This window comes from Sporomusa aerivorans (genome assembly GCF_041428895.1).
Classification (GTDB): Bacteria; Bacillota; Negativicutes; order Sporomusales; family Sporomusaceae; genus Sporomusa; species Sporomusa aerivorans.
Window position 1 is genome coordinate 5,927,379 of the sequence record NZ_CP156926.1, and the last position, 22,785, is coordinate 5,950,163.

Below are 22,785 nucleotides of genomic sequence, written 5' to 3' on the forward strand. Positions count from 1 at the left end.
TCTATTTCCCTCGAAAAACAGGCTTTCTTTTTTCTAAAAAGGCATCTACTCCCTCTTTGTGATCCACTGTTGCCGCACATATGGCCTGATATTCAGCCTCATAGCGAATCTCCGCTTCCAGGTCATGAAAGGCTAACTGGTTAATCATAGCCTTGATATAGCCGTAGGAAACAGTTGCGCCGTTGGCTAATTGATCTGCAAGACGCATTGTCGCCGCTTCCAGTTGGTCTAGCGGAACCACCTCGTTAATCAGGCCCCACTCCAGAGCCTCGGCGGCAGAAAACACCCGACCGGTCATAAGAAGCTCGGTAGTCCTGGCTACACCAATGGATCGCAGCAGGGGAAGCGGTCCACCCAAGTCTGGAACTAACCCAATATTGGCAAAAGAAAAAACCAATTTTGTTTCATCAGATACGATACGGAAGTCACAGGCCAGAGCGAGATTCAAACCTCCGCCAGCCGCAGCTCCGTGGATGGAGGCAATCACGGGTTTCCGGAGATGTCTTATCTTCACAGCTGCTTTTCCCAGCTTACTGACACCATCTCTGTATGCTTTGGCATTTCCGCTATCGACTCTTTCTTTCATTACATTGAGGTTCCCACCAGCGCTGAAAGCTTTGCCGGCGCCGCGTAGAACAATTACCCGGATCTCAGGGTCGGCATTGCATTCATCCAGACATTTCTCCAAAGCTTCGGCCATTGATACGGAAAGAATATTGCGATGTTCCGGATCGTTCAGGATAACCAACCCTATGCCCTTCTCTTTTTTGAGAATAACCTTCATGTCACTCATCTACGTCACCTACCCTTTTTCACTTTTTGAAAAAAATTTTAATCATGCCTGTTACTTGAATAAAGTAGACTAGCTTCAGGTGGGTTTTTAACCCCATCTGAAGGTTAGTTGCCCTTATCCCGGGACTTATCCGCGCTTACTCCCACTTACAGAAGGGGGGCTTAGAGCGGGTTAGTCACAGGATAAATAGGAATGACCGCTTTTGAGCTACCGTGCTCATCGATACGAGTCCCAGTGCCAACGGCCATCCCAAACTGTGATGCAATCGTGTTCCTTATTTGCTTAAGCGCTAGGATTAACGTTATTTATAAGTATAAAAACCTTGGCCGGATTTTCTGCCAAAATGGCCTGTTTGACTTTTTCCTCCAGTGTCTTGGGAGGTCGTCAGCCGCATTGCCTGCTTTATACTTGGCAGAACGAATGAGTCCGGTAACGGCATTTGGCCTAATAACGTTCAAAAATTGTTGCCATGCCCTGGCCGCCGCCGATGCACATGGTTACCAGTCCAAAGGTATAATCCTTCGCAATCATTTCGTAAAGCAGCTTGGTCGTAAGGACAACCCCGGTGCCGCCTAGCGGATGACCCAGCGCAATAGCGCCGCCGTTGGGATTGGTTTTTTCAGGATCAAGCTGCAGATCCCGCAGGCAAGGAATGAATTGTCCGGCAAACGCTTCATTCATTTCAATGACATCAATATCTTTGATGGACAAGCCGGCCCGTTTCAAGGCCTTTTCAGTGGAAGCCACAGGCCCGTAGCCCATGATGTTCGGGTCAAGCCCCGCTACTGCGAAGGATTTGACGCTGGCCAGCGGCTTGAGTCCCAGTGCTAAGGCCCGCTCCTCCGACATTATCACGACAGCGGCCGCGCCATCAGCACGGGGGCAGGCATTACCGGCGGTTGTTACGCCATTGGGAAACAATGGTTGCAATTTAGCCATTTTTTCAAGAGAAATATCATACCGTACGCATTCATCAGTATCGACCATCTCAACCCCGGTCTTGGTCTTAACAGGCACAGGCACTATTTGATCTTTAAAAACGCCGGCTTGAATCGCCTTGGCGGCACGTTGATGAGAAATAAGCGCCCATTCATCGCATTCCTGTCTGGTTACATGGTGGCGTGCAGCCAAGGTATCGGCAGTAACTGGCATTGGGGGATTGCCAATTTCATCTGTCGACAGGCGGTTGGCTAAAAACTTAGGTGGCTGCCACGAGTACGCACCAGGCGCTTTTTCCATTTGATAAGGCTGCAGTGTCATGTGTTCTACGCCACAAGCAACATAAACATCACCGCAGCCTGCCATAATGTTAAGAGCTGCATTGACGATAGCCTGAGTGCCGGAGCCGCATTGCCTGTCAATCGTGGTTGCTCCCGCCTCAACAGGCAGACCGGCAAGCAGCGAAGCTACCCTGGCATGATTGCCATGAGGACCATAGATATTGCCCATAATGACATCTTCAATTTCCCTGGGATCGACTTTGGATCGGCCAACGGCTTCTTTAATAGCAGCGGCTGCCAACCTGTCCGAAGGAACCGTTGTCCATTGCCCTGCATACTTACCTACCGCCGTACGGACTGCAGAAACGATAACTGCCTTTTTCATGTGAATTGTCTCCTTACTCAACTCATATTTTTATTGCAGATGTTGAAATTGATTTTAGCTTCTTATGGCTTCCAGACGTGCCAATACACTCTCCGCTTCACTTATGACATCTTCAATAACCTGTTTTGCCGGTTTGATTTCGTCAATCAAGCCCATAACCTGCCCTGTTGCAAAGATACTTCCCTGCAAGTCGCCTTCCATCACGCAGGCTTTGCTTTTTTTACCGGAGATTATAGTCAGGAGTTCCTGCAGAGTGGCGCCCTGTTGTTCCATTTCCAGGCATTTTAATGCCGCTTCATTTTTCATAGCGCGAATCATGTTCTTGATTGAGCGCTGAATCAAAATAGTGTCATTCTCGCTGGCCTCAACCATCCATTGTTTAAAGTTGGGGTGAATAATGCATTCCTGCGTAGCAACAAACCGCGTACCCATAACAATGCCATCGCCGCCAAGAGCCAAGGCAGCAACTAAGCCTTTGCCGTCAGCTATACCACCGCCGATAAAGACTGGTATTTTCACAGTCTTTGCTACCTTGTTGCCCAGGATCATGGTGGTAATATCGTCCATGCCCGGATGACCGGCACACTCAACGCCAACAATGGTAACCATGTCAGCTCCAGCTTCTTCGGCCTTCTTGGCATATTTCACAGCTGCGACTTTGTGAATCAGCTTTATGCCAGCTGCTTTTAGCATGGGGACAAATTCTTTAGGATCACGTCCGGCTGTTTCTACGACAGCAACGCCTTCCTCAACAATTACTTTGAAATATTCCGGCGTCAGTTCTCCCGGCATCATTGTAGGAAGCATGGACACGTTGACACAGAAGGGATTGCTGGTTAGCAATTTCATCTTACGGATTGCATCCCGGAATTCAGGAATAGCCGGGTAAATCGTGGCATTGATGGTCCCGAGGCCGCCGGCATTGGATACGGCGGAAGCCAGTTCCGGGGTTCCCAGATGTTGAAGTCCACCCTGCATAATGGGATATTTAATGTTTAGAAGTTCGGTAATTCTGGTTTTCATTCTTGTCCTCTCCAATCTTCGTGCGCCACTGCGCAATTATTTAATTACAACACATCGTTCTTCCGCTTCCATTTAAAAGCAAGAAGTGTGCCATGTACGGCTGCGTCTTGTTTTTTATAACGGCGGAGCCGTGTAAACGCCAGTATATAAAGAACTAAACTACAACAATAAATTTGATTCTTAATTTGCATAATTAGCCTTATCAATGCCGTCAATATTCAAAACCGTTAGTCGCTTCCATTTTTGTATTGCAAATTTTGTATTATTTCGGCAGCATTTAATTAACATTTTTTTGCTGTTGGCTTCTTCAGTTCCGCGGTTTGTCATAGAGCTTTTAAACCGGAAAAACCGCGCCATACGGCACGGTTTAGCGGTGAAACTAGAACAAAAAGTTGACTTGCATCCGTGTCCTGGTGTCGCCAGTGCCGTCGCCAGTGTAGTAGTCAGCACCAGTGTCAGCTTTCTTCATATCGAACTGATAGACAGCCTCCAGGGTGACGTTCTTGCTCAGCGTACGAGCGTACTGAACATCCCAAGATTTGATGTTGGAGGCAACTGTATACGCGCTTGTGAAGGTAGGCACGTTGGAATTTTTTTCTATTTTATTATATTCGACAAAGGCCTGCCAACTGCCGGGAACGGTCGGGTTCATCGTGCCATACTGCAGGCGGTACACGCTGCCGGCCGGTTCACTTCCGTCAGAAAGCCGGGCAGCATCAGCGGTATTCTTCCAATAGTCGGCTACAACCTTCCAGTTCTTGCCGAAACCATAGGTAAAGCCGACGCCGTAAGTGTTGATGAGTTTATCGGCGGCTGAACCCTTGTCTTGGTTCTTCATGTAAAAGGCGCTCATCTTGGCATTATCGGTAAATTTATAGGCCATTTGGCTGTAGTAGAGGTTACCGTAAGGGTTGTTACCAGTGGTAAGGTCGGCCTCAGCATAATCAAACTGACTGCCGGGATCAGCGTAACCGGCAAAGATTGCTACTTTGCCTTGTTTCCAGGCAAGTTCGGCACCGTCAAAGCCGCCGACTGTGCCGGAGTAGTAGGTAGTTTCACCAAGGCTCAGGCTATAGCGACCCGCTTTGAGATCCATGTTCGGTAATAGCCGTTTCACGTTCACGCTGGCGTCGGTAATGTAATTAGCAGTAGCGGCGTTATAAGTCCCCATGGTGTTGTGATTGAGCACCTGCCAGCGTGCATAGAAGCCGACTGTATCATTTACGTCAATCTGAGCAGCCAAACGGAAGCGCTCGGCAAAAGCCGGATTGGTGGTGCTGGCTTCCTGGTGAATCCAGCGCAACCGGGCGTCGCCAGTCAGCTTGATTTTTGAAGCGTATTTTTCAAGTTTTGAGACACGAACACCAAGGTTGTCCAGCTCGGCAGCGAACTCGTCAGCCAGCTTGTCGATAAGGGTCTTAAGTTCAGCATCGGCCTTCTCCGACTTGGTCATCGCATTAGCGACAAGCAGGGCCATTTCGTAACGGGTCATGGTTTTGTCGCCGCGGAAGGTGCCGTCACCATAACCGTCAACAATTCCGGCTTTCGCCAGTTTGTTCACCGCGCCATAAGCCCAGTGCGTGGCGGGCACGTCTGCGAAGGTGTTGGCCGGAGCAGCCAGTGCGGTGCCGGCGATACCGAGCACAAACATAAGTGCGAGAAGAGTAGCAAGAGTTTTCTTCATGTGTTTTCCTCCTTTTGTTAGGGACAAGACCCTTGGTGCCTGTCCGTCTGCCCTAGTAAAAGCAAGAAACATGCCAATTTGCCTTTTTTATGTCATTCACATCAGGTCAAACCGCTAAACCCAGCGGATTTATTATCTGTAATAAACAACAATAAAAAATTAATTGATTTATTGGTGTCTATATAAAATCACTGAGATCGCTAGCGGTAACAAAATTTTGATATAGATTACAATCTTGTATCGCAATTTTCGTATTGTATTTCATCTTCCACTCCCGATTACTTATTCTGAGTTAACAATTAGTAAAATCCAATTTAGCCATACTTTTCGAGGATTGTTACGCAGGATAATTGCCCCTTTAAAGCACAATTCCCTGGGCAGGACCGAAGCATTCACGCTAACGCGTTCATCCTTCGGTCCTGCCCAGGGAGAGATTTAACAAGGGGCTATGAATATAGCTTTTAAATTATTTATATGTATAGAACCCTTGACCCGTTTTTCTGCCAAAATGACCGTTCTTTACTTTTTCCTCCAGCGTCTTCGGGGGACGTTCAGCTTGACCAGCCTTATACTTAGCATTACGGATGTCATAGATTACATCCAGGCCAGCCAAATCCATTATGCGGAAAGGGCCCATCGGATGCCCCAAACCTTTTTCCGCTGCAATATCAATTTCCTGGACAGTTGCATAACCGTTTTCCAAAAGAAACCAAGCTTCACTATTAATTGCCCCAAGCAATCGGTTAACCACAAAGCCTTCGATTTCTTTTTGGACTTTAATTGCATTTTTACCGATACGGGTAGCAAACTCCATCAATGTGTCAATTGTTTCCTTACTGGATTGAGGTGCCGCAACCACTTCTACCAGCTCCATATGCAGCGCTGGATTAAAATAATGCAGATTGGCCACCCTTGACCGATTCTTCATCCGGGACGAAATCACAGAAGGTACAAAAGTGCTGGAATTACTAACCAGAATAGTATCAGGACGAGTAAGCGTCTCAAGTTTTACAAAAAGTTCTTGTTTAACGCCCAACTTTTCTACAATAACTTCAATAACCAACTCAGCATCTTTTACCGCTTCAGCCAAATCATGAACCATATGAAAACGGGCTATCGTGCTTTGTGCCACATCTGCTGCCATTTTTCCTTTTGCTACACGGCCGTTCAGATACTCCTTGCTCCAAGTGTCAACCTTCTCCAATACGCCGGGAAAACTATCGGTTAAATTGACTTCATATCCATGAATCGCAGCATTGAGCGCGATTTGCTTACCCATTGTTCCTCCGCCGATAACCACCACTTTTTTAATATCATCAATTTTCATGACTATGTCCTCCCTCATTTATTTTTATGGACAGATACGATGTTTTTATATACGAAATGAATTAACTGCTGAATGCAAGTCTTGTGCTAAATCAGCTAATGCCTGACTGGAAGAAGCAATCTCTTCCATGGAAGCCAGTTGTTGTTCTGCTGCAGCAGAGACACCCTGTGCTTCACCGGCCGATTTTTTTCCGAGGGAATCAACCTTTTCGATAGATAACACAATTTCTCGACTGCCGGCAAAAAGCTGCTGCATCGCCTCGGAAATTTCTTTAACTTGCTGAGAAACCTCATCGACAATTTCAACAATCTTTTGGAAAGTCACCCCGGCCGTATTAACAACCTCAGCACCCATCTTAACCTCCCGTGTGCCATTGTCCATTGCAACTACAGCCTTATCGGTGTCTCCTTGTATCTCGCCAATTAATTCTGCAATTTTTTTGGCAGCATCCTGTGATTGCTCAGCCAATTTGCGTACTTCCTCCGCAACGACTGCAAAACCGCGGCCTTGTTCGCCTGCACGCGCTGCCTCAATTGCTGCGTTTAACGCCAGCAGGTTTGTTTGTCCGGCAATACCGGAAATCGTGTCCACAATTTGTCCAATCTCTTTCGATCGTTCTCCCAGCTTACTTACAACCTGGGCGGAGGAAATAACGGTTTCCTCAAGTTGCCTCATTTGTGAAGCAACTTTTTCTACTACCCGATCCCCCTCTTGTGCTTGTCCGGCTGCTTGATCCGAATTAGAAGCGACCTGATCGGCCCGCGAAACAAGTTGCTGCAAACTGTCAGTCATCTCAACAATAACGGTACGGGTATAATCGGCCGCTCCCAGTTGCTCATTTGATCCTTCCGCGATCTGGGTAATAGCCGTTGTAATTGTATTTGCCGCCTGTGCAGACTGTGCAGAACTGGCGTTCAGTTCCTCGGCGGAAGCTGCTACCTGCTCAGTAGCCCCCAGAATTTTTTTTACTAGCGTATATAAATTGTGGGACATAAGCTCAAAGCTACGAGCCAGTCTACCAATTTCATCATTTGAATGGATATCCAGCCGTTCCGAAGAAACGTCCCCACCAGCAATACGGTTGGCAGCAGTCTCGAGCAGTAGAATTGGCTTAACAAAACGGCGGGCGTACCAAGCAATCAATAACGCAGTTAATGCCAATACTGCCAGAATGGTTATAATCGTCGTAACCAGAAGTTTTGACAAACTATCGGTAATCTCTTCTATAGGAGCGGTAACGGCCAATGACCATTTTACCCCCTCGACGGGATAATACGCGACAATCCTCTCTCTATCTGCATATTTATACTGCACAATTCCATTGGCACCATTAACCATTTCTTCGGTAATTTTCCGCAATTCCGGCGAAATTTTGTCGTCGGTTAGCGTATTAAGCTTCAAAATGACATTCTTGTCAGGATGAATAATCACTGTTCCATCGCCTTGTACAATATAGGCATAACCTGATTTGCCAATTTTCGTTGAGGTTACTTTTTTTGCCAGACCTTCCATATCCACTGTGGCAAACAGAACGCCGGTTACTCGATCTCCTGACTTGACCGGAACAGCTACTACTGTGACATAATTTCCTTTAACCGGCGAGATTCGAGGATTAGTTATGACTGTTTGCCCCTGCATTCCCTGAATGAAGTATTCGGCTTTAGCTACGTTGCCTGTCATTCCCGAATTGCCGATAAAGGATCCATCGGCCGAGGCATAGGCAATGCCATCCATCCCCTGCATGGATTTTACAACTGAGCTTAAATAAGGTACCATTGCCGCTTTATTTCCAGATACAACAACCGGATCAATGGCAGCAATTGCCAATTCGTTTTGCCGGGCAATTAACCAGTCACTTACTTCTCCGGCAGATCTTTTTGCCACATTTTCCATATCACGAGACAGGCTCGCGCTAATGATCTGACGAGCCTCCCAATAATTTATTCCTCCCAGCGTGCATAATGCAACGCTAATAATCAACAGTATCATTACCGTTAATTTTGTCTGAATGCTATTTCGAACCAACTTCACACAGATCACTCCAGCATCATATTTTTGCTCCTCGCTCTTTCTGTCTTGTCATCAAGATTTGCTGAGAATATACAAATTTTAACCCTCTCATCAGCAAAACTGTTCTAAGGGGAGAAAAATGTTGTCTTTCTGCCGCTTTTATTATTCTCGAATAATGTTCGCATAGTGGCGTTCAGCATGATTTAGAACGCGTACTTCAAGACCATGAAACCGTGAGCAATCTCTATGAGCCAGAGCCTTGTATGTGTTAACGCAAACAAATCTCAGCTTATCAAGGATAAGCCGAAGAATACCTCTATTCCTTTTCTCATAAATGAATCCTGGACACACACCTATGCACCAATTTTCAAGAAACACCCTATAAATATTTTTTTTAAAGAAATATCGGTATTTTAGCAGCGTTCAAAGATTGTCGCCATCCCCTGGCCGCCGCCAATGCACATGGTTACCAGCCCCAGCGTATAATCCTTTCTTATCATTTCGTAGATAAGCTTAGTTGTCAAAATTGGTCCCGTGCCACCGATTGGATGTCCCAAAGCAATGGCGCCGCCATTGGGATTGGTTTTCTCGATGTCAAGGCCCAGATCTTTAACGCAGGGCAGCGACTGCGCGGCAAACGCTTCATTGAGTTCAATAAGGTCGATATCTTTTATTGTAAGCCCTGCCTTCTTCAAGGCTTTGTGGGTCGCCGGCACCGGGCCGTAACCCATGATATTGGGATCCAAGCCGGCTACGGCATACGTTTTTAAACTAACCAGCGGTGTCAGGCCCAATGCTTTGGCCTTTTCTTCCGACATCATGACCAATGCTCCCGCGCCGTCCGACCTGGGGCAAGAATTTCCCGCTGTTGTTAAGCCGCCTTTAAAAAGCGGCGGCAGTTTACTCATGCTTTCCAAAGAAGCATCATAGCGCACGCATTCATCAGTGTCTATTACTTTTACCCCTTTTTTTGTTTTTACTTCTATCGGGACAATTTGGTCTTTGAACACATTTTCTTTAATCGCTTTAGCCGCTCTTTGGTGCGACAACAACGCAAACTCGTCGCATTCCTGCCTGCTGATGTTATGCCGTGCGCCTAGTGTGTCCGCCGTTTGGGGCATTGTGGGATTGCCAAGTTCGTCAATTGACACGCGGTTGGGCAAAAAGGCCGGCAGTTTCGCCGTAAAAGCTTTCGCCGGTTTCTCCATCTGATAAGGCGACTGCGTCATATGCTCAAGACCGCAAGCGACAACTATATCGCCGAAACCCGCCATGATCGTCAGCGCCGCACTGGCCACCGCCTGGGATCCCGACCCGCACTGTCTGTCGATCGTCATCGCGCCGCATTCCAGCGGCAACCCAGCTGTCAGAGAAGATCTTCTGGCAATATTGCCATGCTCAGCATGAATATTCCCCATAATAACATCTTCGACTTCCGCCGGGTCAATTTTCGCTCTCGCGACGGCTTCTTTAATCGCCGCCGAAGCTAGTTTTTCCGGCGATACGGCTGACCATTGCCCGCCGAAATTCCCAATCGCAGTACGAACTGCTGAAACAATCACTACATTTTTCAAACAGATCTCCTCCTAATAATGAATGAATTAAGCAACTATTATTCTCAACGCATTTTTGCGACTTGCTGGCTTTTCAACTCTGCAATCTGCGCTTGTGTATAGCCTAATTCCTTAAGAAGCTCTTGCGTATGTTCGCCTAACAGCGGACTACTCTGTTCAGGAAGCGAACCGCCCTCAGCCCACCGAATCGGCGAGCCGGGAAGTACCGCCTTGGCCCCGTTGGCATAAGTATTTTCATATATATAATCATTAGCCCATGCTTGCTGATCATTTTCAATGTCTTTAAAATGCTGCAGCCGTACATGAACAATGTCTGCTGCCCGCAAGCGAGTAACCCATTCAGCAATGTCCTTAGTCGCAAATGCTTCCTCCAGAACAGGAATGAGGGCAGCCCGGTTGGCTAACATATCGAGTCTGGTTTTAAACCTGTCATCAGCAAGGAGATCCTCCCGCTCAATTATTTTGCAAAGCGCCGGCCAATAGCGGTCAAAGTCGAGAACAGACAAGAATATCCATTCTTTGTCTTTAGTCCGATAGGGAATTACCATCGGATTGCCTTCCAGCCGATCTTTGGGATACTTGTTCTGATAGCGGGATTGAGTCGAAGTAATCATTAAACCTGCAAGCCATACCGACGTACCGAACAAAGAAATACTGACTTTATCACCTTTGCCGGTTTTCTCTCGTTTCAAAAGAGCCGCACTTATTCCGCCGCACAATATGGTTCCTACTGCTAAATCGCCAAAGGCAGCCGGACTATAAACCGGGTACGCCCCGTCGGGAACCAAATCAGCTAAAAATCCACTACGGCCCCAGAAGGCAACAGTATCAAATCCAGGTTGGTTAACGTCCGGCCCTGTTTCGCCAAACCCGGTTACAATGCCGTAAACTAACCGGGGATACCTTGCTTTAAGGCTTTCGTAATCCAAATTCAATTTTTTCAAAGCTTCTATCCGGTTATTGGTAATAAATACATCGGCTGTCTGCAATAAATCGTGAAGCACCTTTTGCCCTTCCGTTTTTTTTAAATCTAAGGCGATTGCCCGCTTATTGGCATTGGCAATTTCCCAAGCCGGATTCTCATCTTCATTCGCAGGCATTAACATCGTCTGGCCGTAAGTCCGCCATGCATCACCGTCCGGACTTTCCACCTTAATAACATCGGCACCCCAATCTCCTAAAATCCGGGCACATGCAGGCGCTGCAACAAAAGTCGCCAATTCAATAATGCGGTACCCACTTAAAGGTTTCTGGTTATCCACTTGCCTCATCTCCTCCTGCCTTATGAATAATTGTTGACACAGCCATAATATATCAATCGCAAGAACCATGCCAACCAAGACTAAATTCGGCTACCCGAGAACACCAGCCTATGCACAAAGTAGTTTTATCTAGGGTTATTTTTCATCTTAAATTATCAATAAATCTCTTTTCATAATTTCAAAGCTGCTTTTGATATTCAAAAAGTGTAGATACTTTCAAAAGTGTAATACAAAAATATACAGTATTTTAAAATTGGCAGGGTGTCCAAAAGCAAAAAAAACAATTATCCATTGTTTTTTCATTCTTATAGGCAAGCTCCTTATTTAAGCTTCGTACTAAAAAAGTCATCTATTCAACAATTTATACTATTATACCTATAAAGGAAATTCAAAACATTTACACGAATAATGTCGAATGTGCTTTTTTTAAGTACTTGTATGTAGAATTTTTTTTTACCAGGGAGGCAAGCTATGTACTTGAGTGACCTGTCTATTCCGCCTGCATTTTTTTCGATAATGCAGCTTCTATTCTCAACGATTTCGGTCGTACTATTATTTTTATTATTTATGATGAGACGTAATGCCCCTAACACACTCTGGCTGTTAGGCTGGTTATTTAATCTGCTTGCAGATATCTTCGAACTGGGTTTTATCCAAGCAGACCAAACTACCATTACCTTCACTTGTTTATCAACCAAACTGCTCAGTTGCTATCTTATTTTGTCGGGTTTTTTTATTAACAGGAAGTACCATAAGGCATGGAAAATCGTCCCAATCCTTTGTCTGATTGGGTTTACACTAGGCTTCCTCTATCTTGTTCCAAACCATATCACTATTCTCTTGCCATCGGCATTCTTATTGGCTGTATATGGCGCCATTGCCTATAGTAACATAGTAATACAGACAAAAAACCTCTTTTCAATACTGATAACCGCAGCTGCTGCGACCATCTGGGGATTTCTAAATCTGACTAATTTACTAAGCAACCAGGGGGATTGGTATTGGGCATGGATATGGATATACCGTATGGCTAGTCTTGCTCAGCTAGTATGCGCTGTTGCAATTTTTCGAAGCTACTACCTGCAGGAAATCACAATAGCTTCTGAAGCCGAGGTGTTGCTGCGCACCCTTGTTGAAAAAACGGACTGCATCGTGTATTCATTTCATCAATTGCCAACAGTAAAATTAGACTATGTCAGTCCGGAAATCGAAACTTTAACCGGTTATTCACCAAATGACTTTTACGAAAACCACAAGTTAGGGCTTCGCATTATTCATCAGGACGACAGGCAATCTGTTTCATCTTTTCTCCGGACAATTGCCGAATCTCCGGGAAAACCGATGATTACACGAATTTGGCCTAAAAACTCAGCAATGATTTGGATCGAACATATTAATCTCCCCACATTCAACGAACATGGCGACTTAATCAAAATAAACGGAATTGCGCGCAATATAACTTATGAACAACAATTAGAAGCACGTAATGATCTTTTAAAAGAAGTAGCACTAATGGTAATGGAAGATAAACCGCTCACATCCATTCTTTCTCATGCCTGCAACAAGCTCGTTGATATCTATGGTTTTAATTTTGCCTGGATCGGATTAAAGGAGCATGACGGCACCGTCAGCATCAGCGCAGTGGAGGGAGTTCAAAACCAGCTTATTCAGTTACACGGCGTCCGGTGGGACGACACCCCGGAAGGGCAAGGGCCCACCGGTAAGGTTATTCGCAGCGGAAAAACCTTAATTGTCGATGTGGAGAAAGCCAACTTTCAGATTCAACCTTGGTTAGACAGATTAATTGCACGCAAAATACGTTCCGTGGCAGCATTTCCCCTTAAAACGAAGGGAAATACGCTGGGTACACTGGTAATCTATTCAAACTACCAGTACTTCTTTAGCAGCAGGGTAGTCTGTGAAATTGAATTGTTTGCCGAACAAATTGCGCTCGCTATTAATGATGCCATTAAAAAGCAGCAACTGCAGCTTATTACCACCGGACTACATTCAACAACCAATGCGACTCTTATTACCGACCGGAATTTTATCATTGAATGGAATAACCCGGCTTTCGTCGATTTGATTCGACCAGATTATCAATCTGTTTTAAAATTGCATTTTCCCGCAACAATTAAACCTTTTAATCAAGATGCTGCAATATTTGCCGAAATTCAATCTGTCGCCTTAACCGGATCAGCCTGGATAAATGAATTTACCTTATATAAACGGGATGGTTCATTAGCTCCATTTGAAATTGCAGTCACTCCGGTAAAAAACGATACGGATGAAACTACACATTTTATTATCGGATTTCACGACCTTACACAACGGAAAAAGGCGGAATCCGTACTGCAACGTTACCAGTTTCTTTATCAGCGTACAAATGACATCATTCTTATTTCCCGTCCTGACGGGCAAATTATCGAGGCAAATCCAGCAGCGGAAAACGCGTATGGCTATACCCGCGAGCAACTTCTTACAATGCGAATCAGTCCTTCTTTTGAGCCGCAGCCGGCTGCCGCCGCCAACCCTGCGCATACACTCACTCCGATAATGGCTTCGCAGGATGGCTATTTGTTAGAAACAGAACACCACCGGCGGGATGGCTTAACCTTCCCGGTAGAAGTCAGTTCCGTATGTGTACCGATTGAGGAGAAAATCGTTATCTTCAGCACCATCCGCGACATAACTGATCGTAAACAAGCAGAATTGCATAAGCTGCAAGCAAAAGAAACACTCGCACAAGCCGAAAAGTTAACTTCATTGGGCAGAATGGCTGCCAGCATTTCTCATGAAATTAACCAGCCGTTAAACACGATAAAAGTAATTACAGATGGCATTCAATTTTGGCAACGAAAAGGAATTGAATACGAAACACCGGCTCTTCTCCATGCAATTAGCGATATTTCCATGCAGGCCGATAAAATCGACAAAATCGTCAAACACGTCCGCGGCTTTCTGCATAGCAAAAATTCATCGCTGCGGGCGCCATGCGACTTAAACAACATTATCGAAGACACCTTAAGTTTGTTGGAAACCCAGCTATCCTCCCATAATATTCAATTAGAAAAGAAACTAGCGGATAATCTGCCGCCTGTTTTCACAACTCCTACCGGACTTGAGGAAATAGTAATCAATTTAGTGATAAATGCTTTTCATGCATTGCAATCAGTTGAGCAAAAAGATAAAAAAATTATTATTTCTACTTCAATTAATGACTATGTTACAATTGAGGTGTCGGATAACGGTCCCGGAATAGCTGACGATATTAAAGATCAACTGTTTGAACCTTTCTTTAGCACCAACGCTTCCGGTGATGGAATGGGGCTGGGTCTAGCAATCATTAAGTCGATTATTCTTTCCTACGACGGGACCATTTACGCAGCAAACAATGGCTGGGGAGGAGCCACTTTCCGGGTGGATTTGCCTATCTATCAACAAAACATAGCAGAAAATTCACGGAAAGTATCCCTGAAAGTATAATAAAACCACCGGCATACACAAAAGAAAAAACTAAGTTATAATAATGGTATGAATACGAGGAAGGTCCCAACTGAATTTATCCTGTAACTAACCCGCATTAAGACTCCTGCTTCTATAAGCGTGAGATAAGTGGGGCTAAGCTCCTGGATAAGGGCGGCTAAACTTCAGGTGGGGTTAAAGCCCCATCTGAAGCTATAATCCAGGCATATTGGGAAACACGCATTAGGGAGCATTTACCGGCCGGCGCTGCCTTTCGAATAGAATTCCTACTTGGTTGAAGTAAACACAGGAGGCTATATAAGGTGAATATTTTGCTTGTGGATGATGATAAAACCGGGCGTGAATGGATTGCCATGTTTTTGCGCCAGCTTGGCCACCATGTTCTGGAATGCGCCAATGGCGAAGAAGCTTTGACAGCATTCAAAACAATGGATTTTGGCATGATACTTTCTGACATCAAAATGCCAAAAATGTCGGGCCTCGAATTGCTAAAAACCATTTCCGCCATGCCTTCCAGGCCAAATGCTGACATTGTACTTTTCACTGGACACGGCGACATGGAATCAGCGATTCACGCTTTGCGGGCCGGTGCATACGACTATCTCCTAAAGCCCATTAATATGGATGAGCTGGCGGTACTGACAGAAAGGATTGCAGAACATCAGAACCTTTTACGGGAAAATCGGCGACTCAGCAACCACTTTGACAGCGAAGTAAAGGCTGCCACGGAAGAAACGCAACGTGAGTTATCCCAACTAAAAACAATTATGGCCAAACAATTTGGCATAGGGAATATTGGCGTTTTTTCCGAATCCATGCGTCAAATTGTTGACCAGGCGTACAAGTATCATACTGAGCGTTCTATACCTGTCTTGATTCAAGGCGAGACAGGAACAGGCAAGGAAATTATCGCCAAAATGATCCATTACGGCAAAGATACACATCCTGCCCCTTACGTTGATATAAACTGCGCGGCCTTCACGTCCAGCTTGTTTGAAAGCGAGCTATTCGGCTATGAAGCGGGAGCGTTCACCGGCGGTTTGACAAAAGGGCAAAAGGGCAAGCTGGATATGGCTGCCGGCGGGACTCTGTTTTTAGACGAAATAGGTGAGATGCCGCTGGAACTCCAGAGTAAATTACTGCGTGTTCTCCAGGAAAAAACCTATTATCGGGTAGGGGGTGTTAAAAAACTTACCACTGATGTTCGCATTGTTTGCGCTACGAACGAAGATTTATCCGACATGGTTTCAAATGGCAGTTTTCGCAAAGATTTGTATTACCGCCTTAAGGTAGGCCATATTGTACTGCCGCCTTTACGGGAACGGTCTGATGAAATTCTGCCATTAGCCACGATATTCCTGAAGGAATTCACACAACTTAGAAGAAAGCGGTTTACTGCCATTAGTGCTGCAGCAGCCGATATCCTCCGCTCTTATCCATGGCCCGGGAATATCCGTGAACTGCGAAATGTTGTAGAATGGATAACCTTTATGTACGATGACGTTGAAGTACGCCCTGAACACTTAGGTGCGATCAACAAAAATGAGCAAACCGCAGAAGTTTCCCCGAAAGTTTCCCCACTTGTCATTAATCCCGACAACTTTATTCTTCCGGCTGAAAAATTTGATTTGAAAGAGTTTACGGATAAAGTGATTTATAAAGCCCTGGAAATCAAAAATGGCAATAAGACAGACGCCGCGAATTATCTGAATATGTCAAGGCGCGCGCTCTGCTACAAGCTGGAGCAAGATATCAAAGACTCCTGATCCTTTATTTCCACCTGGCACGAGTATACAACTTAACTATTTGAAACATGGAAAAACCCGCTTCCTTGCCCTGCGGCCTGAAAGCGGGTTTTTCCTCGGTATTTTTCCAGACAATATTGATAATCCATTTTGACATTGTCATTCAGTTAATTTGTGTTCGTATGGCTATCCCCACCGGAATTCAACGCCCAAAGTTCCCACAGGAAACTCCCATTTCTCCAGGATAGTACTGCCGCAAAGCACCCGACATGTACCGCACTCTATACAACCGGCATAGTCGAACTGAATGGTCCCGTTCTCATTTACCTTATATAAGCCAGCCGGACAGGCCAGCACCAGCTTTTGCAACTCTTGCCTGTCAGGATCGGCTTTTAGAACGATATGAGCATTGTCTTCATCCACGTAAAATTTGTTTAAGCCAAGTTTTTGATCTACATTGACCGCACTCATAGCGCCCTTACTCCCTTCCAGCCATCCCGCATGAGGTTGGCAATACCAATTTTCCGAACATGTTTAAATATATGCTTTGGCATCGATTTAGCCGGCTGCCCGTTAACCACAAACAAATCAGTCAATATATCCGCCGCCATCTGGGGATAGCCGTCGAAGATGCGCGGTGTTGCTTCCATGAAGTGCGGTAAATTCTTATACAAGTTTAAATCCTGCATAAGGTAACTCTTATCCAGGTTTGTTTGATACAGTTTGAGCGTTGCTTCACTATAGTCTTGTTTATCTTTTGCCGCCAAGACGGCTTGGGCGGCGCACTCGGCTGAGGTGACCGCCAGGTCCATCCCGCGCACTGCATAACCGACATTTATACAAAATCCGGCTGCATCCCCAATCACCAGCACACCGTTGCCAACCAGCTTGGGAACCATTGCCAGCCCCCCTTCCGGAATGAGGTGGCCCGAATATTCAACAAGCTTTCCGCCTCTTACCAGCTGCTCAATAGCCGGATGCTGTTTAAACTCCTCCAGCAGCTGCGGCACTGATTTATCACCCTTGATTAAATCACTTAGTGTACAGACAATACCGAGAGAAAGGCTGGTTTTATTGGTATATAAAAAAGCGCCGCCGCTCCGGCCGCCGGAAGGAGCTCCGGCAAACAGCCAGGCGGTTCCTTCTTCGTCCTGACAGTTGAAGCGGTCGTTGATCACTTCCCGGGGCAACTCAATAACTTCCTTAGCGCTCACGGAAACCTGGTTTGGCAGCAATTCACGGCAAAAACCGATTTTTTGCGCCAAGAGCGAGTTTACTCCATCAGCCAGAATAGTAACGTCAGCCTCCAATTCATCCTCACCGGCGACAACTCCGCAAACCTTACCCTCGCGGACAATTAAATCATCAACCCGGATACCGGTGATAATCTGGACACCTGCTTCTTCCGCTTTCTCCGCCAGCCACTGGTCAAATACACTCCGCAATACGGAATAGGAATCACTACCCTGTTTTCCCAAGGAACCTGAATAGAAATCCAAGGTTACACTACTGTCTTTTGTCATAAGGCTGATTTTTTCCCGGGTAATCTTGCGTTCCACCGGTGCTTCCCGGCCAAAGTCCGGAAAGATTTTTTCAAGACTGTGACTATAGATTCTGCCACCGCTCACATTTTTGCTGCCGGCAAAATTGCCCCGTTCTACCAGCAGTACTTCCAGGCCCTCCTTGGCGAGCAGATAGCTTGCGACTGTGCCGGCTATACCGCCGCCTACAACTATGGCGTCAAATTTTTCATCAGCCATTGTAACACCCTTTCCAATCTCACCATATTCAAACTAAAACTAATATTGACTATTTTAATTGACTTATCAATGCCGGCACCACTTTATACAGATCACCGACAATACCGTAATCGGCTTGCTTAAGAATCGGCGCATTTTTGTCTTTGTTAATGGCAACAATCACCTTCGATCGGTTGACGCCAACCGTGTGCTGGATTTGTCCGGAAATACCGACCGCAATATAAAGCTCCGGAGCCAGCATCAGACCCGATACACCGATATAAGTTTCTTTGGGCAGCCATTTTTCGGCCTCTGCGATAGGTCTGGTGCAGCCCAGTTCGGCGCCGATGGCGTCAGCCAATTCGCGAATCATGGTTAAGTCTTCTTGCTTGGCAACTCCCCGCCCCACACCGATAATCTTTTTGGCAGCAGACAAGTTTACGGAAACTTTGGGTTTTTGTTCTCTGCTGACTACTTTAACCTTGGAAACAGGATCAATATAGGCGACAGTCTCCACGATACCCTGACCTGTCGCTGCGGCTGCGCCGGTTAATACACCCGGGCCCGTGATGACAATTGCCGTACCTGCCACCGCTTTTTCCTTGCGGACTGCCACTCCGCCATAAACCATGCGCTTGGTTGACAGATTGTCAGCAATTTCCATGACATCGGTTATAGCACTGGAGCCTTTCATGGCGGCAAGACGGCCTGCGATCAACTTGCAGCGTTTCGAAGACTCGATCAGCAGTATATCGGCTGCCGCTACATCCATGACAGCGGCAATGGACTCGGTATAATCCTCCAGCATCACATTGTCCTGGACCGGGATAGACCAGATTTTATCTGCTGCAAGGGTTCCCGGCGCGCCAATAACGATAGCCTCGATCTGATCTCCCAGACTGCGTGCACCGCTGCACAGCTCGGCCAGCGCCGTATTCCGTTCAGCAAAAACCAGTATTTTCATAGTTGTGACCACCTTTACTTCAATTCTTTAATAATTTTTTCCAGGAACTTTTTAACAGCCTCATCTGAATCGCCTTCCAAGATGTCCTGCTTGCGTTCGGCTTGCTGAGGGGCCTTCGTTTCCAGATTCTCAACGGATTTTATCGCTTGATGCAGGCCAAGGTCAGCAGTATTCCAAGTAATGGCCGCTTTCTTCCCGGCTGCTAAAATTTGCTTCATGCTCGGGATACGCGGCACATTAATATCAGATGTGACGGAAAGTACCGCTGGTAATGAGCTTTCCAGAATCTCCACCTCATTTTCCAGTGTGCGTTCTACAATAACATTCTTACCATCAATAGTAATTCTGCTGACACTGTTGATCGTGGGAAGGTTAAGTAACTGGCCAAGCTGAACTCCGACCTGCTGGGCATACAGATCGGCCGAGCCTTCGCCGCAAAGAATGAGGTCAAACTGGCCTACTTTGTCAATAGCCGTTTTTAAAACAGTTGCGGTCTGGTGCGTGTCCATATCGGCCAAGCTGTTATCAGCCACTAAATACAAACTTTCCGGTCCCCGGGACAAAACGCTTTTCTTTAATTTGGATTCGTCAATACTGGCTGCGCCGGCGCTAATACCCACCAGTGTTCCGCCATGCGCCTCAACCAATTGGGTTCCAGCCTCAATCGCATTGATATCATAATTGCTGATCGCTAGTTTTGCCCTGTCAAACGAGAGATCGCCGTTAGAGTTTATGGTAATGTCTTGCTCTTCCGGCACTACTTTAAAACATGTTATAATCTGCATACTTACACCTCAAAAAATTAATTAATATTCATCAATTTATTCTTCGCTATTGCTATCCCTTCCGGCTCATTTTCAGCAAGTCGGCTGACCTTTACCCTCTGTTATCCCAATAAATCCGACTTAAATACCAGCCAGTAGAGGGGAGAAGTTTTTTTGACTATCTCCGTTTTGGTTTTCGATTTTAACAACATCTGCACCATAAGCGGACAGAGGAACGCATAAATATGGCCCCACAGTGTTCATTGTAAAGTCGACGGCTTTTAGCCCTGCAAAAATGTTTGCATGCATTGTATCCCTCCTTTTATGAAAATTGTACTAAACCAATACAACTATATTTATAAGCAAATATTATGCCAAGTATCTAATCCTATGGATATAAACAGGAAAATACTATAAACAAGAACCTAATTTACCTCTATAACTTTCAAAAGAAACAACCCGCTTTTGCGTAAAGTGTAACGGCGCTATGGTGCTAGTTTTGCGTAAGAAAGACGCCAGGAAAGCTGCCAACAGAGTTAATATCCATCAAAGCAAAAATTAAAGAGTCCCCCATGTAGTATCAAAACCATCTACGATAGGAGACTTTGCTATACACTACCCGCAATTGAACAAGAATTGATTTGTCTTCATTTACGATACATATTATCATGGATTACTTCTAATTTTGTAATACAAAAATAGAAGCAATCTACACTTTGGGATAAATCTCTTTTTTCTTGTTTTATAATAAATCAGTTTTTTAAAAAAATTTTAAAAAAGTTTACGGTAAAAGATCAAATAAATACCTCCCTTTTGATAAGCTCAACCAAATCCTCCGCACCAAGAATACTATTTTTGGCATGCATTTTGCAGTTTTAGATAAACATGCGTTGCCGGAGGCAACAGGAAACTGGTTAATTTGTGTCACTAAGAGTGGTACGGTCTGTGCACACCGTAGCCACGAGGTAACTATCCAGGGAAATCGGTCAACATACCCAGGGTGATGAATGAACATAACCAGTAACTTCGGGAGCAACTTTGTGGAAGAGGTGTATGCACACTTGTATTATCGGTCTGTTTTGTGTTCATTCAATCGGTACAACTCGAGCATAACCACGTAATAGGCAGCGAGCAAAATCCGACCAAAGGACGCTTCGTGATACAGGTGCAGCAGCTAATAGGGAGGATGCTAAGTGGAACAAATACCAGAAAGAACTACGAATCAAAAGCCGACAAGTCAGAGACACTTGTTATCATTTATTTTGCTGATCACACTGCTGATTGCTTTTATTGACCGAGTTAATATCTCGGTGTTGATAGCTGACCCACATTTTTTAAATGATATGCAATTAGCAGGTCAGCCAATGAAAATGGGGATGCTCATGACGGCCTTCCTGTTTGCTTATGGGACATGCAGTTTTTTGCTTGCCCCCTTGGGTGACTACTTAGGCCCCCGCAAGGCAATGCTCATTGCTGTGGTTATATGGATCCTATCGCTCGTAATAGGTGGTCTGACATCCCTATTTGCGCTTCTGATTGTTTCCAGAATTCTTTTGGGAATTGGAGAAGGCCTGCATTATCCGATGCAAAATACTTTTGTGAAAAACTGGTTTCCGGTAAAAGAACGCGGCAGAGCAAATATGGTTTGGTCAATGGGAATAACCTTAGCACCTGTTGTTAGTATGCCTTTAGTTTCAGCACTGATTTATTTCGCCGGCTGGCGCTTTAGCTTCTTTGGGTTGGCATTAATCGGTCTGATTCCACTGGCATTGCTATGGTTTTTTACAGCTGACACACCCCGTCAAAATAGCAGGGTTAATAGTGCAGAACTTGAGCTTATCGAATCCGGGTTGGTCACGGAAAAAAATACCCATGGGGAGTTGGAACAAGGCACCTTTAAACAAAATATAAAATCCTTAACCAAAAACACTTCTTTTTGGCTGCTGGTTCTGTTCATGTGCTGCCAATCCTTTGTATATTTTGGCGTTATGACTTGGTTACCGGCCTATCTTAAGAATGCGCGCGGATTTTCCTGGGCGGCAATGGGTGCATTAGCTTCTTTGCCAGGAGTAATGGGGTTTTTCACCAAGCTGATCTCCGGGTTTGTCCTGGATTCTTTCGGTCGGAGAGCGCCAATTCTTCTGATTGCGATGATTGGTCTAGGTACCGGCATATATTCTTCTGTTGCAGCAACTAGCAATGTAATGTCAGCGGTATTTATTGCCCTAGGGATGGGATTTATGTCCTTCGGGACCCCAGCTGCATATACACTGCTCCAAGACCTTGTTCCAGGCAAGATTATAAGTACCGCTTCCGGAATACTGGTAGGGCTTTCAAACGCACTTTCAGGCTTTGCACCGTTAGCGGTTGGCCTTGTAATTGGTGCAACAGGTCACACCGAAAGCGGGATTGCCTTTCTAAGCGCTGTAGCTGCGCTGGGTGCTGCTACGGCATTCCTTCTTCTCTTGAGAAAACATTAAGTAGGTTAGAAATATACTCTATGGCATAAAAAAATCAACTACATACATTCTCTTGGTGCATCAAGTCTCGAAGATCGATATTATTAAAGTAGATAGGCCAAAACTTAATTTACAGTATAATTACAGAAATATACTTACGCTATTTCCCTAATGTGAAATTTCAACCCTTTGATCCGGTTGCAGAAAACCTAATTTTTTCAGCATTCAAACATGATGTAATATATCTAATTGTAAGGTGTTTTTTTAAATCAATTGCTCCATAATATGTCATCAAAAACAAAAGCTTCTGAGGAAAAATCCCCAGAAGCTTTTGTTTTTACTATTGGCGG

The 22,785-nt window shown here is 45.3% G+C and carries 16 protein-coding genes; 3 read left to right on the forward strand and 13 right to left on the reverse strand.

All coding sequences use genetic code 11. The features are described from left to right. Position 1 precedes the first annotated feature (1 nt). The 8 genes from SATMO3_RS28190 to SATMO3_RS28225 all read right to left on the reverse strand — a co-directional run bounded on the left by SATMO3_RS28190 (position 2) and on the right by SATMO3_RS28225 (position 11,278). Complete coding sequence (locus tag SATMO3_RS28190) at positions 2-793, reverse strand: enoyl-CoA hydratase/isomerase family protein (protein WP_371374223.1); 792 nt, start codon at positions 791-793, stop codon at positions 2-4. A 444-nt stretch (positions 794-1,237) separates the two neighbouring features. Beyond that, on the reverse strand, positions 1,238-2,398 hold the full coding sequence (locus SATMO3_RS28195) for an acetyl-CoA C-acyltransferase (protein WP_371374226.1): 1,161 nt from the start codon (positions 2,396-2,398) through the stop codon (positions 1,238-1,240). Between the two features lie 54 nt (positions 2,399-2,452). Beyond that, entirely contained in the window at positions 2,453-3,421 is a 969-nt protein-coding gene (locus SATMO3_RS28200) for an NAD(P)H-dependent flavin oxidoreductase (RefSeq protein ID WP_371374229.1), read from the reverse strand. A gap of 379 nt (positions 3,422-3,800) precedes the next feature. Continuing rightward, complete coding sequence (locus SATMO3_RS28205) at positions 3,801-5,105, reverse strand: S-layer homology domain-containing protein (protein ID WP_371374232.1); 1,305 nt, start codon at positions 5,103-5,105, stop codon at positions 3,801-3,803. Between the two features lie 466 nt (positions 5,106-5,571). Next, positions 5,572-6,432, reverse strand: coding sequence for a 3-hydroxyacyl-CoA dehydrogenase family protein (locus SATMO3_RS28210; RefSeq protein ID WP_371374235.1), 861 nt, complete (start codon positions 6,430-6,432; stop codon positions 5,572-5,574). Between the two features lie 45 nt (positions 6,433-6,477). Then, positions 6,478-8,463 carry a methyl-accepting chemotaxis protein gene (locus SATMO3_RS28215; RefSeq protein WP_371374237.1) on the reverse strand — a complete coding sequence of 662 codons (1,986 nt, stop codon included), beginning with the start codon at positions 8,461-8,463 and terminating at the stop codon, positions 6,478-6,480. A 392-nt stretch (positions 8,464-8,855) separates the two neighbouring features. Beyond that, positions 8,856-10,016, reverse strand: a complete 1,161-nt coding sequence (locus SATMO3_RS28220) for an acetyl-CoA C-acyltransferase (RefSeq protein ID WP_371374240.1) — start codon at positions 10,014-10,016, stop codon at positions 8,856-8,858. A gap of 44 nt (positions 10,017-10,060) precedes the next feature. Next, positions 10,061-11,278: a CaiB/BaiF CoA transferase family protein gene (locus tag SATMO3_RS28225; RefSeq protein ID WP_371374242.1), complete on the reverse strand. Its 1,218-nt coding sequence runs from the start codon at positions 11,276-11,278 to the stop codon at positions 10,061-10,063. A 471-nt stretch (positions 11,279-11,749) separates the two neighbouring features. On the opposite strand from SATMO3_RS28225, the gene SATMO3_RS28230 reads away from it, so the two are divergent. Together SATMO3_RS28230 and SATMO3_RS28235 are read left to right on the forward strand one after the other, a co-directional pair. Next, complete coding sequence (locus tag SATMO3_RS28230) at positions 11,750-14,764, forward strand: PAS domain S-box protein (RefSeq protein ID WP_371374245.1); 3,015 nt, start codon at positions 11,750-11,752, stop codon at positions 14,762-14,764. A 302-nt stretch (positions 14,765-15,066) separates the two neighbouring features. Beyond that, complete coding sequence (locus tag SATMO3_RS28235) at positions 15,067-16,530, forward strand: sigma-54-dependent transcriptional regulator (protein WP_371374248.1); 1,464 nt, start codon at positions 15,067-15,069, stop codon at positions 16,528-16,530. A gap of 165 nt (positions 16,531-16,695) precedes the next feature. Here SATMO3_RS28235 and SATMO3_RS28240 read toward each other — a convergent pair whose 3' ends face one another. From SATMO3_RS28240 to SATMO3_RS28260, 5 genes are all read right to left on the reverse strand, one after another. Then, complete coding sequence (locus tag SATMO3_RS28240; protein WP_371374251.1) at positions 16,696-16,980, reverse strand: ferredoxin family protein; 285 nt, start codon at positions 16,978-16,980, stop codon at positions 16,696-16,698. Further along, complete coding sequence (locus tag SATMO3_RS28245; RefSeq protein ID WP_371374254.1) at positions 16,977-18,269, reverse strand: FAD-dependent oxidoreductase; 1,293 nt, start codon at positions 18,267-18,269, stop codon at positions 16,977-16,979. The genes SATMO3_RS28240 and SATMO3_RS28245 overlap by 4 nt, the downstream gene beginning before the upstream one ends. A gap of 49 nt (positions 18,270-18,318) precedes the next feature. Beyond that, positions 18,319-19,212 (reverse strand): FAD-binding protein, encoded by an 894-nt coding sequence (locus SATMO3_RS28250; RefSeq protein WP_371374258.1) that lies wholly within the window; start codon positions 19,210-19,212, stop codon positions 18,319-18,321. A gap of 14 nt (positions 19,213-19,226) precedes the next feature. Further along, positions 19,227-19,997, reverse strand: coding sequence for an electron transfer flavoprotein (locus tag SATMO3_RS28255; RefSeq protein WP_371374261.1), 771 nt, complete (start codon positions 19,995-19,997; stop codon positions 19,227-19,229). Between the two features lie 120 nt (positions 19,998-20,117). Then, entirely contained in the window at positions 20,118-20,285 is a 168-nt protein-coding gene (locus tag SATMO3_RS28260) for a CoA transferase (RefSeq protein ID WP_371374264.1), read from the reverse strand. Between the two features lie 884 nt (positions 20,286-21,169). Here SATMO3_RS28260 and SATMO3_RS28265 point away from each other — a divergent pair. Beyond that, on the forward strand, positions 21,170-22,456 hold the full coding sequence (locus SATMO3_RS28265; protein ID WP_371374267.1) for an MFS transporter: 1,287 nt from the start codon (positions 21,170-21,172) through the stop codon (positions 22,454-22,456). Positions 22,457-22,785 lie beyond the last annotated feature (329 nt).